At 72.9% G+C, this 15365-nt stretch carries 14 protein-coding genes; 4 read left to right on the forward strand and 10 right to left on the reverse strand.

Annotated elements, in window-relative coordinates; translation table 11 throughout:
- The first annotated feature begins 8 nt into the window (after positions 1-8).
- Positions 9-101, forward strand: coding sequence for an IS3 family transposase (locus ABD644_RS22720; RefSeq protein ID WP_425547417.1), 93 nt, complete (start codon positions 9-11; stop codon positions 99-101).
- Between the two features lie 268 nt (positions 102-369).
- On the opposite strand, the gene ABD644_RS16930 is transcribed toward ABD644_RS22720, so the two are convergent.
- From ABD644_RS16930 to crcB, 6 genes are all read right to left on the reverse strand, one after another.
- A complete protein-coding gene (locus ABD644_RS16930) occupies positions 370-2022 on the reverse strand; it encodes a methyl-accepting chemotaxis protein (RefSeq protein ID WP_344690165.1) in 1653 nt (550 codons plus the stop codon).
- 259 nt (positions 2023-2281) lie between these two features.
- Positions 2282-3889: a methyl-accepting chemotaxis protein gene (locus ABD644_RS16935; RefSeq protein ID WP_344690166.1), complete on the reverse strand. Its 1608-nt coding sequence runs from the start codon at positions 3887-3889 to the stop codon at positions 2282-2284.
- A 338-nt stretch (positions 3890-4227) separates the two neighbouring features.
- On the reverse strand, positions 4228-4971 hold the full coding sequence (gene otsB, locus ABD644_RS16940; RefSeq protein WP_344690167.1) for a trehalose-phosphatase: 744 nt from the start codon (positions 4969-4971) through the stop codon (positions 4228-4230).
- Complete coding sequence (locus tag ABD644_RS16945) at positions 4968-6416, reverse strand: alpha,alpha-trehalose-phosphate synthase (UDP-forming) (protein ID WP_344690168.1); 1449 nt, start codon at positions 6414-6416, stop codon at positions 4968-4970. The genes otsB and ABD644_RS16945 overlap by 4 nt, the downstream gene beginning before the upstream one ends.
- Before the next feature lie 60 nt (positions 6417-6476).
- On the reverse strand, positions 6477-6833 hold the full coding sequence (locus ABD644_RS16950; RefSeq protein ID WP_344690169.1) for a fluoride efflux transporter FluC: 357 nt from the start codon (positions 6831-6833) through the stop codon (positions 6477-6479).
- Positions 6830-7216 carry a fluoride efflux transporter CrcB gene (crcB, locus tag ABD644_RS16955; RefSeq protein ID WP_344690170.1) on the reverse strand — a complete coding sequence of 129 codons (387 nt, stop codon included), beginning with the start codon at positions 7214-7216 and terminating at the stop codon, positions 6830-6832. The genes ABD644_RS16950 and crcB overlap by 4 nt, the downstream gene beginning before the upstream one ends.
- A 96-nt stretch (positions 7217-7312) precedes the next feature.
- Here crcB and ABD644_RS16960 point away from each other — a divergent pair, with 96 nt between their 5' ends.
- Positions 7313-8410 (forward strand): CaiB/BaiF CoA transferase family protein, encoded by a 1098-nt coding sequence (locus ABD644_RS16960; RefSeq protein WP_344690171.1) that lies wholly within the window; start codon positions 7313-7315, stop codon positions 8408-8410.
- A 56-nt stretch (positions 8411-8466) separates the two neighbouring features.
- Here the strand turns inward: ABD644_RS16960 and ngg are convergent, their stop codons facing one another.
- From ngg to ABD644_RS16975, 3 genes are all read right to left on the reverse strand, one after another.
- The gene (gene ngg, locus ABD644_RS16965; protein ID WP_344690172.1) at positions 8467-10227 is read right to left on the reverse strand and encodes an N-acetylglutaminylglutamine synthetase; all 1761 of its coding nucleotides are present in this window, start codon (positions 10225-10227) and stop codon (positions 8467-8469) included.
- 4 nt (positions 10228-10231) lie between these two features.
- Positions 10232-12013 (reverse strand): N-acetylglutaminylglutamine amidotransferase, encoded by a 1782-nt coding sequence (locus tag ABD644_RS16970; protein WP_344690173.1) that lies wholly within the window; start codon positions 12011-12013, stop codon positions 10232-10234.
- A 185-nt stretch (positions 12014-12198) separates the two neighbouring features.
- The gene (locus ABD644_RS16975; RefSeq protein WP_344690174.1) at positions 12199-13638 is read right to left on the reverse strand and encodes a S8 family serine peptidase; all 1440 of its coding nucleotides are present in this window, start codon (positions 13636-13638) and stop codon (positions 12199-12201) included.
- Positions 13639-13855: 217 nt separating this feature from the next.
- On the opposite strand from ABD644_RS16975, the gene ABD644_RS16980 reads away from it, so the two are divergent.
- Both ABD644_RS16980 and ABD644_RS16985 read left to right on the forward strand, forming a co-directional pair.
- On the forward strand, positions 13856-14221 hold the full coding sequence (locus ABD644_RS16980) for a hypothetical protein (RefSeq protein WP_344690175.1): 366 nt from the start codon (positions 13856-13858) through the stop codon (positions 14219-14221).
- Entirely contained in the window at positions 14214-14693 is a 480-nt protein-coding gene (locus tag ABD644_RS16985) for a hypothetical protein (RefSeq protein WP_344690176.1), read from the forward strand. Before ABD644_RS16980 ends, ABD644_RS16985 begins: the two co-directional genes overlap by 8 nt.
- On the opposite strand, the gene ABD644_RS16990 is transcribed toward ABD644_RS16985, so the two are convergent.
- Positions 14630-15337 carry a hypothetical protein gene (locus tag ABD644_RS16990; protein WP_344690177.1) on the reverse strand — a complete coding sequence of 236 codons (708 nt, stop codon included), beginning with the start codon at positions 15335-15337 and terminating at the stop codon, positions 14630-14632. The two genes, ABD644_RS16985 and ABD644_RS16990, sit on opposite strands and share 64 nt — an antisense overlap.
- Positions 15338-15365 lie beyond the last annotated feature (28 nt).

Here is a 15365-nt window from a genome sequence, read left to right on the forward strand (position 1 = left end):
GCTCCCGACTGTTCGACTACATCTGGGACTACAACAACCATCGGCTCCACTCGGCCCTCGGCTATCGCAGCCCCATCAGCTATGCCAAGCTCGCCGCCTAGCCGTCCGCCGAACCCGGGCAAGCCCACCTCGCACCAGGAGGCACATGCTGTCCCTGTGGGTCGACTGCGACTGATCCGTCGTAGGGATCGGAACAGTCAATTACCCATATTTCGCCTCACAGCGACCCGCAACGAAGTCGGCGAATCGACACCGGCAGTTCGATGGCCTTTCCGGAATCTCGGGAGGGATTGCCGCACAACGCACAGGAGCGCACGGCCGGACGGCCATGCGCTCCTGGTCGACGTCACGACGGACGCCGCTGCGAGATCAGTAGGTGAACCTCCCCACGCTGGAACGCAGGCCGGCCGCCATCCGCGACAGTTCGTCGACCGCGGTGCGGGTCTGGCCGAGGGCCTGGTTGGTCGCATCGGCGGCCGCGGAGACGCCGGTGATGTTGGCGGCGATGTCGGTGGAACCGCCGGCCGCTTCCTGCACCGAGCGCGACATCTCGTTCGTCGTCGCGGTCTGCTCCTCGACCGCGCTGGCGATCGTGGTCTGCCGGTCGGAGATCTGCGCGACGATCGTCGAGATCTCCTCGATCGCGGCCACCGCCGCCGTCGTGTCGCCCTGGATGGCCTGCACCCGGCGGGCGATGTCCTCGGTGGCCTTCGCCGTCTCCTGCGCGAGCTCCTTCACCTCGTTCGCGACCACGGCGAAGCCCTTGCCGGCCTCCCCGGCACGGGCGGCCTCGATCGTGGCGTTGAGCGCCAGCAGATTCGTCTGCTCGGCGATCGACGTGATCACCTTGACGACGTTGCCGATCTCGGCCGAGGACTCGCCCAGCTTCGCGACCGTCGCCGTCGTGGTGGCGGCCGCGTCGACGGCCTTGGCCGCCACCGCGCTGGCCTCCGCCGCGTTGCTCGCGATCTCGCGGATCGAGGCGCCCATCTGCTCGGCGCCCGCGGCCACCGTCTGCACGTTGCGCGACACCTCCTCGGCCGCCGAGGCGACCACACCGGACTGGGCGCTGGTCTCGCCGGCCGAGGCCGCGATCTGCGCCGACGAGGCCGACAGCTCCTCGGAGGAGGCAGCCACCGCTTCGGCCGACGCCGCGATCTCCTCGACCGTGGTGGCCATGTCCGCTGCGGCGCTGTTCAGCGACTGCGCCATGCGGCCCAGCTCGTCGTTCCCGCGCACGGGCAGCCGGACCGACAGGTCCCCGCGGGCCAGCCGCTCGAGGCCGCCCTGCACGTCGCGCACGCCCCGCACGATCCCGCGGGAGACCAGGAAGGCGACGAGCAGGCCGAGCACCAGACCGATCGCGGTGACCAGGCCGGCGATCAGGTCGGTGAAGGACTCGGCGTCCTCCGCAGCCGTGCGCGCCTCCACGGCGCGGGCGTCGACCGACGTCACCAGCTCGGTCATCGCCTGGTCGAGGACGTAGAACACGTCCCACTTCTCCCCGGTCGAGACCGCGTCGCCCTCGTCGAGGCGGCCCTGGGCCCAGAGTTCGAAGATCTGGTCGTTGTAGTCGCTCATGACCGCCCAGTTCTGCTCGATCGTGTCGAGGCTGGTGCGGGCGGTCTCGTCGAGCAGCGTGCGGTCGATGGCGAAGAGCTCCTCGAAGCCCGCGGCGCCGTCGCGGTAGGCCGCGACGTTGTCGCCGTCCGGGGCGGCGGCGACGGCGCCACCGTCGACCCGCGCGCGCCAGGCGGTGATGTTCTGCCAGTTGGCGGCCCACAGCAGGTCGTAGCGAGCGGCCTCGACCTGCTGCTGCACGGTCATCGCTGCCCGCGCCTCGTCGTGGAGGGCGCTGGCGCGGTTCCCGTTGACCATGCCGGTCGTCGCCGACGCGATCAGGCCCAGCAGCAGGGCGGCGGTCAGGCCGAAGACCCGCGCCCGGACGCTGAGGTCCCGGAACCAGTGCCGGCCCACGCCTGGGCCGGCCGCCATGGACGACGGCTGAGGTGCTCTGTTCATGGTCTCTTTCCTCGTGGGGGACGACCCTCGTGCGCCGGGCTCGACGCGTGGGGCGTACGAGGATCCTGAGCCATTCGAACGATGTTTCTCAGCGCTGAACTATTCGTGTCGCGAACTCGGTGAAGATTGCCCGATCACCGTTTCCTGAATGGCTACAAGTCGACCTGTTCGACCCGGAACTGCCGACCGGAAAAGACGAACGCACGGCCCGGGAGCGGGCCGTGCGTTCATCGTGCGTCTCAGGAGACGGTGGGGGAGATCAGTAGGTGAACCTCCCGACGTTGGTGCGCAGGTCGGCGGCCATCCGCGACAGTTCGTCGACCGCGGTACGGGTCTGGGTGAGCGCCTGGGTGGTGGAGTCGGCGGCGGCCGAGACGCCGGTGATGTTCTCGGCGATCTGGGTCGAGCCGCCAGCGGCCTCCTGGACCGAGCGGGCCATCTCGTTGGTGGTGGCGGTCTGCTCCTCCACCGCGGAGGCGATGGTGGTCTGCCGGTCGGAGATCTGGGCGACGATCGTCGAGATCTCCTCGATCGCGGCCACCGCGGCGGTCGTGTCGCCCTGGATGGCCAGCACCCGGCGGGCGATGTCCTCGGTCGCCTTCGCAGTCTCCTGCGCTAGCTCCTTCACCTCGTTGGCGACGACGGCGAAGCCCTTGCCCGCCTCACCGGCGCGGGCGGCCTCGATGGTCGCGTTGAGCGCCAGCAGGTTCGTCTGCTCCGCGATGCTGGTGATGACCTTGACGACGTTGCCGATCTCCGCCGAGGACTCGCCCAGCTTGGCGACGGTCGCCGTCGTGGTGGCGGCCGCGTCCACGGCGCGGGCGGCGACCTCGCTGGCCTCCGCGGCGTTGCTGGCGATCTCCCGGATCGAGGCGCCCATCTGCTCGGCCCCCGCGGCCACCGTCGCGACGCTGCGGGAGACCTCATCCGCGGCACCGGCCACGACACCCGACTGGGCACTCGTCTCCTCGGCCGACGCCGAGATCTGTGCCGACGACGCCGACAGCTCCTCCGAGGAGGCCGCCACCGCGTCCGCCGAGCCGGCGACCTCGGCCAGCACCGAGCGCAGGCTGGCCTGGGCGGCGTCGAGCGACGCGGCCATCTGGCCGATCTCGTCCTTGGCGCGGACCCCGGTGTCCTGAGTCAGGTTGCCGACGGCCAGGGCCTCGAGCGAGGCCTTCACCCGGCTGACGGGACGCGTGATCGAGCGCATCGTGAGGAAGGCGATGCCGGCGATGAGAACCAGCGCGACGCCGGCGACCGCGAGGCTGATCGTCTGGCTCCGGCTGATCGCGTCGGTGAGCGCGACCTGCGCCAGGGCGCTCTCGGCGGCGAGCGCGTCCTTGGCGGCGCCCACGGCGCCGTCGGTGAGGTCGTTGGCCGCCTGGATGTCCTCCCAGCGGAAGCGCGTGGTCACCTGGTCTGCCACGGCGTCGTTGACGAACGCCGAGATCGCGGTGGTGTAGGCGCCGTAGCTCTCCTCGAGCCCCGCGACCGTGGTCGCGCTCTCACCGGTGAGCTCGATCGTCGAGAGCTCCGCGAGCAGGGCCTCGGGGGTGGCGATGTCGTCGGCCAGCTCCGCGAGCTGCTCCGACGGGATCTCGCGGACCAGGGCCTTGAAGCCGTCGACCTTCAGCTCGCTGGCGCGGGTGTCGAGCTGGAGGACCAGGGCCTGGGCCTGGTTGAGGGCGGCGAGATGGTCACTGGCCGCGCGGACGCCGGCGTTGCCGACGAGCATCGAACCGAGCATGCCACCGCACGCCAGGGCGATGACCGCGAGGAGGATGCCGAACTTCACGGCCAGGGGCCGGTCGGCGAACCACGACGAGCGTGGCCCGGCCGGGGGAGGGGGGAGTGAGGAGCTCACGGGAAACCGTCCTGAGAGGAATGTGACGCACAGTGCTGGACGGGTGAAGTGTGGTGACTCCACTGACCGATAAACGTTTGATTGTGTTCAGTTTCCCGAATCGTTGCGCGGTCGAATGGTCGCCGGATCGCCATTGTCCACGTGTCGACAATGGAAGCTGCTGACCAATCCCGTGAGCACAGCTTCCCGGCCGCTGCGTGGGAGGAGAGGCTGTCGGGAACGTGCAGGTCGGACGCCGATCGGCGGGGCGACGCCCCTGGGCGCCGGCCGCGGATGTCGACTGCGGGAGTGCGGTGACCTCGCGCGACGTCGACGGTCATCCCGCGACACGAGCGGGCTCAGGCGAGCAGGTCCGCCAGCCGGTCGAGCAGAGCGACGGCGCCGGGGACGTCGGCCACGCGGTACGGGGCCACGGTCTCGCCCTCGCCGACCTTCACCGCGACGTCGCCGGGGGGCAGGGCGCGGAAGGCGTCCTCGTCGGTGACGTCGTCGCCGAGGTAGATCGCCGCGGCGGCACCGACCTCGGCGCGCAGCCGCTGCAGGGCGGCCCCCTTGTCGGCGGCGGTGACGGCGAGCTCGAGCACCTCCTTGCCGGGCTTCTTCGTCAGTGACGGATCTGCCAGCGCGTCGGCCTGCGCGAGCAGCGCCGCCGCGGCGGGGCGGTCGGCGACCTCGCGGACGTGGACGGCGACGCTCGCCGGCTTGATCTCCAGCCGCGCACCCGGGACCTGCGCGACGACGGGCTGCAGGAGCCGGACCAGGGCGTCCCGCCGGTCGGCGAGCTCTCCGGTGAGCGGCCCGTCGAGTTCGGCGCCGTGGCTGCCGACCCAGCGGTAGGTGCCGCGGAACCCGCTGGTCTCCTGCAGGTCGCGAACCCCGCGGCCGCTCACCAGCGCGACGGTGACGCCGGTGGCAGCCGCGAGCCGCTCGAGGGCGGCCTCGGCACCGGGTTCGGGGGTGGCGGCCGAGGGATCCCCGACCAGCCGCGAGAGGACGCCGTCGTAGTCGCTGGCGACCAGGAGCGGACGCCGGCCGGCGAGCTCGGCCAGGGCGGCGTCGAGGTCCGCGGGCACGCCGGTCATGCCTGCCGCTCCTCGGGGCGCTGGGGGCGGCTGCCCGACCCGCGCAGGGCCTCGAAGAAGGAGGAGGCCCAGTGGTCGAGGTCGTTCTTGAACAGGTGCCGGCGCATCGCGCGCATGCGCTTGGCGCCCTCCTCGGGCTCCACGCGCAGCGCCCGGAGCAGCTGGTTCTTGACCCCGGCGATGTCGTGCGGGTTCACCAGGAAGGCCTGCTTGAGCTCCGCGGCGGCCCCGGCGAACTCCGACAGGACCAGGGCGCCACCCAGGTCGCCGCGCGCGGCGACGTACTCCTTGGCGACCAGGTTCATGCCGTCCCGGTACGGCGTCACGAGCATGACGTCGGCGGCGCGGTAGAGGGCGGCGAGCTCCTCGCGGGGCATCGACTGGTTGAAGTAGCGCACCGCGGAGCCGGCCAGCGAACCGAAGATGCCGTTGATGTGGCCGACCTGCTGCTCGATGGTCTCGCGCATGTGCACGTAGTGCTCGACGCGCTCGCGGCTGGGTGTGGCCACTTGCACCAGCACGGTGTCCGGAACCTCGAGCAGCCCGTCCTCGAGCAGTTCCTCGAAGGCAGCCAGCCGCACGCCGATGCCCTTGGTGTAGTCGAGCCGGTCGACGCCCAGGATGATCTTGTCGGGGTTGCCGAGCTCCTTGCGGATCTCCTCGGCCCTCGTCAGCACCTCGGGGGAGCCCGCGAGCTGGTCGAAGGCCGCGACGTCGATGGAGATCGGGAAGGCCCGCACGGACACCGTGCGGCCGTCGTACTCGATGGTCTGCCCGCGGGCGGGCAGGTCGTGCAACCGCCGGGCGAGCTGGACGAAGTTGGACGCCGCGTTGGGGCGCTGGAAGCCGACGAGGTCGGCGCCCAGCAGCCCCTCGACGATGGCGGAACGCCAGGGGAGCTGGGTGAACAGCTCGTAGGGCGGGAAGGGGATGTGCAGGAAGAAGCCGATGGTGAGGTCCGGCCGGCTCTGGCGCAGCAGGGCCGGCACGAGCTGCAGCTGGTAGTCGTGCACCCAGACGATCGCGCCCTCGGCGGCCACCGCGGCGGCCCGCTCGGCGAAGCGCTTGTTGACCTGGACGTAGGTGTCCCACCAGGCGCGGTGGTACTCCGGCTTCTCGACGACGTCGTGGTAGAGCGGCCACAGCGAGGCGTTGGACATGCCCTCGTAGTAGCGGTCCACCTCCTCGTCGGTGAGGGCCACCGGGATCAGTGACATCCCGCCGGACTCGAAGGGCTCCGGCGCCTCGCCGGCCGACCCCGACCAGCCCACCCAGGCGCCCCCGCGACCGGCCACGAACGGCTCCAGCGCGGTGACGAGGCCGCCGGGGCTGCGCTGCCAGCGGGTGCCGCCGTCGGGGTCGGTGACCTGGTCGACGGGCAGCCGGTTCGCCACCACGACGACGGGGCTGTCCGCCCCGATGGTGTCCCGCTTCCTGTCCGCCATACCGCCCCCGACCCTACTGAGGGTCGTGCCGCCCCGCCGTCCGGGTCACGGCGCCCGTGCTCAGCCGCCGCCGGCCAGCAGGTAGCCGGCGGCCGCCGCACCTATTCCCAGCACGAGCGTGGCCGCGAGATAGGCGACGGTCCGGGCGAGACGACGGTCCTCGACCAGCCGGACGACGTCGGCGCCGAACGCGGAGAAGGTGGTCAGCGTGCCGCAGAAGCCGGTGCCGACCAGGGTGACCACCCACGCCGGGACGTCGGAGAGCCCGAGGACGACTCCCAGCAGCGCGCTCCCCACCACGTTGACCACCAGGGTGCCCAGCGCCGGATCCCGGCCGGACCGCGCGGTCAGCCGTCCGACGAGCAGGCGCAGCGGGGCGCCGACCATCGCGCCGGCCACCACGAGCAGCGGCGTCACGAGGGCATCGGTCGTCCCAGCGCGCGTCCCAGCAGGGCGCCGGCGGCCACGGCGAGCACCCCGCCCACGACGGACGCGACGACGTACCCCGCGGCCGCCACGACCGCGCCGGACTCCGTCAGCAGGACGGCCTCGGCGGCGAACGCCGAATAGGTGGTGTAGCCGCCGAGCACGCCCACCGCCAGGAACGGCCGCGGCCAGGGGGAGTCGTGGAAGCGCGCGGCCAGAACGGCGAACAGGACGCCGATGAGCAGGCAGCCGCTGAGGTTGACCAGCAGCGTCGCCCAGGGCCAGGAGCCGGGGGCGGTGGGCAGCGCGGTGGCCACGCCCCAGCGGGCCAGGGCACCGAGGGCACCGCCCAGCGCCGCCAGCAGGTAGGCCATGTCCTGCCCTCTCCTGACCAGGCCGCGTGGGCATCCGGCAGCATGCCGGGGGACAGGGTCGCACGTCCGCGGCCCGCAGCAGGGGAGGAGCCCGCAGTGGGGCCGCTCGAGGGTGTACGGGTCGTCGAGTTCGCCGGGCTGGGCCCGGGGCCGTTCTGCGGGATGCTGCTGGCCGACCTCGGGGCCGACGTGGTCCGCATCGACCGGAAGGGCGCGCGGGGTGGGCTGATCGGCGCGCTGGGGGCGACGTCGCTGCTCGACCGCGGCAAGCGCTCGATCGCGCTGGACCTCAAGGACCCCGACGACGTCCTCGTCGTGCGCGCCCTCGTGCGGCGGGCCGACGTGCTGCTGGAGGGCTTCCGGCCCGGGGTCATGGAGCGGCTGGGGCTGGGCCCGGACGCACTGCTGCAGGAGAACCCGGCGCTGGTCTACGGCCGGATGACCGGGTGGGGCCAGACCGGGCCCCTCGCGCACAGCGCCGGGCACGACATCGGCTACATCGCCCTGACCGGCGCCCTGGGGGCCACCGGCCGCCCCGACGAGCGACCGGCACCGCCGATGAACCTGCTCGGGGACTTCGGCGGCGGAGGGGTCTTCCTCGCCCTCGGCGCCGTGTCCGCCCTGGTGCACGCGCGCGCGACCGGACAGGGGCAGGTCGTCGACGCCGCCATCGTCGACGGCACCGCCGTCCTGACCACGATGATCCACGGGATGCTCGACGTCGGGGCGTGGACCGACCGGCGCGGGGTGAACCTGCTCGACACCGGCGCGCCGTTCTACGACGTCTACCGCTGCGCGGACGGGCAGTACCTGGCCGTCGGCGCCCTGGAGGAGCAGTTCTACGCGGCCCTGCTCGACGGCCTCGGCCTGGCCGGTGACCCGACGCTGCCCGACCGGACCGACCCGACCCAGTGGCCCGCGCTCCGCGACCGGCTCACCGACGTGTTCGCCGGCCGCACCCGCGACGAGTGGTGGGCGGTCTTCGAGGGCACCGACGCGTGCGTGGCGCCGGTCTGGTCGCTGCTCGAGGCCACCCGCGACCGCCACAACACCGAACGCGAGGTCTTCGTGGAGGTCGACGGCCGGGTGCAGCCCGCCGTCGCCCCGCGGTTCTCGGTCACCCCCGGCGCGGTCGGCCGGGTGCCGACCCCCGGCGAGCACGGGGACGAGATCCGCGCCGAGCTCGGCCTCTGAGCTTTCGGTACAGAAAGCTGGCCCGTGCGGCGCAGCTTTCGGTACAGAAAGCTGGTTCAGGAGCGGCGGCGGGTCTCGGGGAACAACAGGTCGACGAAGCGCTCGACCACCGGCTGCGGCTCGTGGTTGGCCAGCCCCGGCCGCTCGTTGGCCTCGATGAACACGTAGTCGGGCCCGGAGACGTCGGGGACCAGGAAGTCGATCCCGGTCACCGGGATGCCGAGGGCCGAGGCGGCACGGACGGCGGCCTGCGCGATCTCCGGGTGCAGGCGGTCGGTGACGTCCTCGATCGTGCCGCCGGTGTGCAGGTTCGCCGTCCGCCGGACACGGATGCGCTCGCCGGTCGGCGGGACGTCGTCCATGGCGTAGCCCGACTCGGCCACGACCTCCGCGGTCACCTCGTCGACCGGGATGCGCGACTCCCCGCCGGTCGCCCGCTCGCGACGGCGGCTCGTGGCCCGCACCAGGTCGCTGACCGGGTGGCGGCCGTCGCCCACGATCTCGGCCGGACGGCGGACCGCCGCGGCCACCACCTGCCGGTCGATGACGACGACACGCAGGTCCTCGCCCTCCACCAGCTCCTCGACCAGCACGTCGGGGCAGAACTGCAGCGCGAGCGCCACCGCCCGCGCGAGTCCGTCGTCGTCGGTCACCCCGACCGTGATCCCCCGGCCCTGCTCCCCGCGGGCCGGCTTGACCACGACCTCGCCCACCTCGCGCAGCAGCGCCGTCGCCTCGCCGAGCTCTCCCTCGCAGGCCAGGGCACCCCGGGCCACGCGCACCCCGGCCCGCTCCATGATCCGGCGGGTGACCCGCTTGTCGTCGCAGCGGCTGAGCGCGACCGCCGTGGTGAACTCCGACAGCGACTCCCGGGTCAGCACCGTCCGGCCCCCGACCGACAGCCGCATCTCGCCGAACTCGGCGTCGGTGACCTCGACGCGGATCCCGCGGCGGAGCGCCTCCTCCGCGATGATCAGCGCGTAGGGGTTGAGGTCCTCGACACCCGGCGGGCGCGCCGCGAACAGCGGGGTGTTGATCGGGTTCTTCCGCTTGACGCAGACCGCGCCGACCCGCGCGAAGCCCAGCTTGCGGTAGAGCGTGATCGCGGCCTCGTTGTCGTGCATGACCGAGAGGTCGAGGTAGGCACGCCCCCGGCCGACGTACCGCTCGGCGAGGACCCGCACCAGCGCCTCCCCCGTGCCCGGCGGGGCGTCCTGCGCGTGCACGGCCAGGCACCACAGGCTCGTCCCCGCCTCCGGGTCGCCGAAGGCGAGCTTGTGGTCGACGCCGGTGACGGTGCCGATGATCTGGCCGGTCCGGCGGTCCTCGGCCACGAGGTAGGTGAACGCCCGGGTGCGGTGGTTGGCCCACATCGTCCCGGGGTCGCCGACGACCATGCCGTTGAGCGCGTAGATGTGCTTGATCGCCTCCATCTCCGCCTGGGAGGTCACCGTGCGGACGAAGACGCCGCGAATCAGCTCGTGCCGCGGCCGGTACCGGTGCAGGTCGAGCCGGTAGGTGTAGCTCGGGTCGATGAACAGCTCGTCGGGGGCCAGGCCCACCAGCACGTGCGGGTCGCGGGGGTAGATGCAGATGTCCCGCCGGCCGGACTCCTCCGCGCGCAGCGCGTCGACCACCCCGCGCAGGTCGGCGAAGGTCTGCCCGAACACCAGCCGCCCCCAGCCGAGGTCGAGGACGACGTCGGAGCGCATCCCCTGCAGCTGGTGCTGCGACGGCCGCTTCCACGACCGGCTGGTGATGGCCGGGGTGGTGGGGACCGCCGTCCGGCGGCGGTGACCGGCGACGTGCGCAGCCATCCGATCAGATCCCGTGGGTCTGCAGCCAGAGCTCGAGCAGGCCGAGTTGCCACAGCTTGTTGCCCTGCAGCGGGGTGAGCCCGCCGTTCGGGTCGTCGAGCAGCGCACCCACGTACTCGGGCCGGAACAGCCCGCGCTCGCGGGCGGCGTCGCCGGTGAGCGCGTCGCGCACCAGGTCGAGCACCTTGCCCTCGAGGTGGGTGATCGCCGGCACCGGGAAGTAGCCCTTGGGCCGGTCGATGACCTCGGGCGGGATGATCCGCCGGCCGATCTCCTTGAGCACGCCCTTGCCGCCCTGGGCCAGCTTGAGCTCGGGCGGGCACGCCGCGGCCAGCTCCACCAGGTCGTGGTCGAGGAAGGGGACCCGGGCCTCCAGGCCCCATGCCATCGACATGTTGTCCACGCGCTTCACCGGGTCGTCGACCAGCATGATCTCGCTGTCGAGGCGCAGCGCGGCGTCGACGGCCGTCTCCGCGCCGGGCGCGGACATGTGCGCCCGCACGAACGCCAGGCTCGGGTCCTCGTCGAGGGCGTACCGGTCGGAGACGACCCGGGCCATGTCGGCTGCGTCCCGGTCGAAGAAGGCCTTCGCATAGGTGTCGACGGCGGCGTCGCGCCCGACCCCGGCCAGCGGCGGGTACCAGTGGTAGCCGGCGAAGACCTCGTCAGCGCCCTGCCCCGACTGCACGACGCGGATGGTCTGCGACACGCGCTCGCTGAGCAGGTCGAAGGCCACCACGTCGTGGCTGACCATGGGCTCGGCCATGGCGCCGATGGCGTGCCCCAGCGCTCCGGCGAGCTCGTCGGAGCCGACCCGGATCCGGTGGTGGTCCGTGGCGAAGCGCTCGGCGATGACGTCGGAGTAGGCGAACTCGTCGCCCGACCGGCCGCCGGCCGCCTCGAAGCCGATCGAGTACGTGGCCAGCCCGGTCTGCCCCTCCTGCGACAGCAGACCGACGATCAGCGACGAGTCGAGTCCACCGGAGAGCAGCACGCCGACCGGGATGTCGGCGACCAGGCGCCGCCGGACGGCGACCCGCAGCGCCTCCTCGATCGCGTCCTCCCAGTCGCGGGCCGACCAGCCCGAGTGCTCGGGACGGCGCTCGTAGCGCGGCGCCCAGTAGCGCTCCTCGGTGCTGGTGCCGTCGGCCTCGATCACGCGGACGGTCGCCGGGGGCAGCTTGCGGACGCCGTTGAGCACCGTGCGGGGCGCCGGCACGACGGCGTGCCAGGTCAGGTAGTGGTGCAGCGCGACCGGGTCGATGGAGGTGTCGACGTCCCCCGCGCGCAGCAGCGCCGGCAGGGTCGAGGCGAACCGCAGCCGGTCGGGCGTCTCGGCCAGGTAGAGCGGCTTGATGCCGAGCCGGTCGCGGGCCATCACCACCCGGCCGGTGTCGCGCTCGTGGATCACGAAGGCGAACATGCCGTGCAGGTGGGAGACGACGTCGGTGCCCCAGTGGTGGTAGCCCTTGAGGATCACCTCGGTGTCGCTGGTGGAGAAGAAGCGGTAGCCGTGGCCCTCGAGCTCGGCCCGCAGTTCCTGGTAGTCGTAGATGCAGCCGTTGAAGGCCGCCGTGAGCCCCAGCTCGTTGTCGACCATCGGCTGGGCGCCGTGCGGGGTGAGGTCGATGACCGAGAGCCGGCGGTGCCCGAAGGCCACCCGGCCGGCGCTCCACGACCCCTGACCGTCCGGGCCGCGGGGGACCAGGCACTCCACCATCCGCGCCACGGCCGTCGTATCGGCCATGCTGCCGTCGAACGTGATCTCGCCGCACAGCCCGCACATGCGTATTGATCTAACCCGCCGACCGGGGGGCCCGCGACGCGGGCGGAGGAATGTCACACGGCCGCAACCTCCGCCCCGAAGGCCGGTCCGCACGGTCGGTGCGACGTTCCACGTGGAACCGGCGGGACGCGAACGGCGGGGCGACCCCGTGGGGCGCCCCGCCGTCCGCGTGCGTCAGGTGCAGGTCACGCGCCGGTGAGCCGGCTCACCGCCGCGACGACGTCGACCAGGCCGGTGCCCTTGTCGTACGACGTCGAGTAGCCGCCGACGGTCGTGTAGCCCGCGCCGTCGGTGTAGCGGTAGGTGGTGCCCTTCAGCGCGGCCTCGATCTCGGCCGGCGTCGCCGTCGGGTCGGCCTGGAACAGCTGGGCGACGATGCCGGCGATGTGCGGCGCGGCCATCGACGTCCCGCTGATCGTGTTCCAGGCGCCGACGTCCAGCAGGCCCGGACCGTCGTGCGGGTCGAAGCCGGTGGAGCAGATCGGCAGGTACGGCCGGCAGGCGCTGGTGATGTTCTCGCCAGGGGCCGACAGGTCGGGCCAGGTGGAGGGGTCGGACGAGTCGCCGCGCGAGGAGTACTCGCTGACCACGCCGTCGCGGGTGCCGGTGTCCTGGTCGTAGTAGGACGCCACCGAGAGGATGCCGCCGGTCGGGTCCTGGCCGGGCGGGTTGGTGAGCGACTCGGAGCCGTCGCCGCCGTCGTTGCCGGCGGCCCACACCGTGACCACGCCGTCGGCGGCCAGCGCGCGCTGCAGCTTCACGGTCGCGGAGTTCGGGTCGAACTCCCCGCCGCCGATCGGGCCGTAGGAGTTGTTCGTGACCTTGATCGGCGGGCACTCCGCTGCGGAGACACCGGCGCCGCAGGGGGCCTCGTGGTTCTCCAGCACCCAGTTCAGGGCCGAGTCGGCGCCGATGATCAGCAGCACCGCACCGGTCGAGATCGAGACCAGGCTGGCGCCGGGCGCCGCACCCTGGAGCTCGGTGCCGTCGGACAGCGTGACCGGGCGGCCGGCGACGATCCCGTTCACGTGCGTGCCGTGACCACCGCCGGAGATCGTGTCGGTGTCGAGGAAGCCCGGCATCGGCACGACGCAGTCCGTGCTGTCGTTGGACTCGTCGAGGCAGACGCTCTTCAGGCTGGCGACGACGGCGCTGCTGCCGTCCTCGTTCTGGAAGGCGGGGTGCGTCGGGTCGATGCCGGAGTCGATGACGGCCACCGTGACGCCGGTGCCGTCGAGGGGCGCACCGTTCGCGCCGGTGAAGGTGGCCGCCGCCTCGGCGCCACGGGTCGCCTCGTTCGACGTCTGGTCGTAGTACTCGACGGGGGTGTTGCCCTCGAGGTAGGTCACGCCCGGCTGGGTGCGGGCGGCTTCGATCTGGTCGGCGGTCCCCGACGCCACGACGACGCCGATCCGCTCGAACTCGGTGACGGTGCGCATCCCGGTGGCGTCCACTGCGGCGCGCGCCGCCGCGATATCCGTCCCGTGCACCATCAGCGTGGTCGGGGTCGCAGCGGCCAGGGTGGTCAACTGCTGGGCCAGGTAGTCCTGGACGGGGGCGGGGGACGGGGCGGCCTGGGCCGGGGCGGCGAGAACGGCCGCCGCGACGACGGACAGGCTTCCCACCCCCAGGACTCGGCGGATCGACCGGTTCATTGCGCTCCTCGCGGTGTCACGGCGGCAAGCCATGAGGCTGTGTGCGCTGTCTCAACGAGCGAGCCTGGAGGTGGTTACCGGCGGGTTGCCTTCGAGTTCGGGTGGCGGGGTCACCCCTCCCCGGCGCCGGCCACGCTGCCGGGGAGAATGGCCGCGTGCAGGTCGACGTCCGCCCGGGTCCGCGCCGGTGAGCACCGTCCTCGTCGTCGTCATCACGGTCGTGGCCCTCGGGCTGGCTCTGCTGGGGATCGCCGCGACCCTGGCCCGGCGGAGGATCGGCCTGGTGCACGTGGTCGGCGCGCTGGTGCTCGAGGCGCTGCTCGTCGTCCAGGCGGTGATCGTCATGGTCGCCCTGCTCGGCGGCGAGCGGCCCGACGAGGTCGCCACGTTCGTCAGCTACCTCGTCGCGATCCTGCTCGTGCCGGTCGCCGGGCTGCTCTGGGCCCGCACCGAACCGACCCGGTGGGCGGGGACGGTGATCGCCGTGGCCGGCGGCGCCGTCGCCGTCATGGTCTGGCGCCTGCTGAAGCTGTGGGAGGCCACCGGTGGCTGACGAGCGCGCGCCGAGCGCCTCCCTCGCCCATGACCGGGCCGGCACCGGCCCCGCCCGGGCACTGGTCGCCCTCTACGGCGTGTTCGCGCTGGCCGCCGGTGCCCGCGCGGCGGTGCAGCTGAGCACCCGGTTCGACGAGGCTCCGGTCGCGTACCTGCTCTCGGCGTTCGCTGCCGCCGTCTACGTCGTCGCGGCCGTCGGGCTGGCGCGCGGTGGGACCGGTGGACGGCGGATCGCGCTGGCGGCGATCACGGTCGAGCTGATCGGCGTGCTGGCCGTGGGCACGCTGTCGCTGACCGACCGTGCCGCGTTCCCCGACGAGACGGTCTGGTCGGTGTACGGCCAGGGCTACGTGTTCGTCCCGCTCGTGCTGCCGGTGCTCGGGCTGGCGCTGCTGCTGCGGCCGGGTCAGAAGTCCCCGCCGAAGTCGCCGCCCCCGAAGTCCCCGCCGAAGTCGCCGCCGCCGGAGTAGTCACCACCGTCCGAGGAGTCGCCGCCCGCGCCGTCCTCGTACCCCTGCGCGTAGGCCTCCTCGTCACCGCCGCCGAACAGCCCGCCGTCGCCGAGGCCGGTGTCGAAGAGCGCGTCGGCCACGGCCGTGCCGATCACCAGGCCACCGATGGTGCCGAGCAGGCTGCCGCCGACCATGCTGCCGAAGCCCGGTCCACCGCCGTAGCCGCCGCCGTACCCACCCCGGCCGTATCCCTGGCCCGGGCCATACCCCTGCCCCGGGCCGTGCCCCTGACCGGGACCGAACTGGCGCGCGCCGAGCGCGCGCTCGAGGGTGCCCGGCTGCCGCATCTCGGCACGGGTGGCGACGCGGGCGAGGGTCTGCGGGTCGTCGGTCCGCGGACGCTCGTTCGCCGGGACCGCCGCGGCCAGCTGGGTGAGCACCTGCTGGCGCTGGTCGGGGGTGAGCTGCGCGAAGGCCTCGGCGTGTGCCTGCTCGATCTGCTCGGGCGGCGCCGTCCGGAGCAGGTAGCGATAGCGCTCCAGCGCCTGCTCGTCGGTCAGCCGGCCGTCGTGCGTCGTCGGCGCTGGCCCGCTCCAGCGGGGCGGTGGGGCCTGCTCGTGCGCCGGACCTCGCCGGCCGAACAGTCGGTCGAGCAGACCCATGGTGGTACCCCCTCGCGGTGCACGGACG

The sequence above is a fragment of the Blastococcus jejuensis genome (assembly GCF_039534705.1).
GTDB lineage: Bacteria > Actinomycetota > Actinomycetes > Mycobacteriales > Geodermatophilaceae > Blastococcus_B > Blastococcus_B jejuensis.

What these genes read in the sequence shown, in the direction of transcription:
- ABD644_RS16930 (WP_344690165.1), bottom strand. Translation starts at nt 2,022, where the DNA reads ATGAACAGAGCACCTCAGCCGTCGTCCATGGCGGCCGGCCCAGGCGTG.
- ngg (WP_344690172.1), bottom strand. Translation starts at nt 10,227, where the DNA reads ATGGCTGCGCACGTCGCCGGTCACCGCCGCCGGACGGCGGTCCCCACC.
- ABD644_RS16945 (WP_344690168.1), bottom strand. Translation starts at nt 6,416, where the DNA reads ATGGCGGACAGGAAGCGGGACACCATCGGGGCGGACAGCCCCGTCGTC.
- ABD644_RS16990 (WP_344690177.1), bottom strand. Translation starts at nt 15,337, where the DNA reads ATGGGTCTGCTCGACCGACTGTTCGGCCGGCGAGGTCCGGCGCACGAG.
- ABD644_RS16970 (WP_344690173.1), bottom strand. Translation starts at nt 12,013, where the DNA reads ATGTGCGGGCTGTGCGGCGAGATCACGTTCGACGGCAGCATGGCCGAT.
- crcB (WP_344690170.1), bottom strand. Translation starts at nt 7,216, where the DNA reads ATGGCCTACCTGCTGGCGGCGCTGGGCGGTGCCCTCGGTGCCCTGGCC.
- otsB (WP_344690167.1), bottom strand. Translation starts at nt 4,971, where the DNA reads ATGACCGGCGTGCCCGCGGACCTCGACGCCGCCCTGGCCGAGCTCGCC.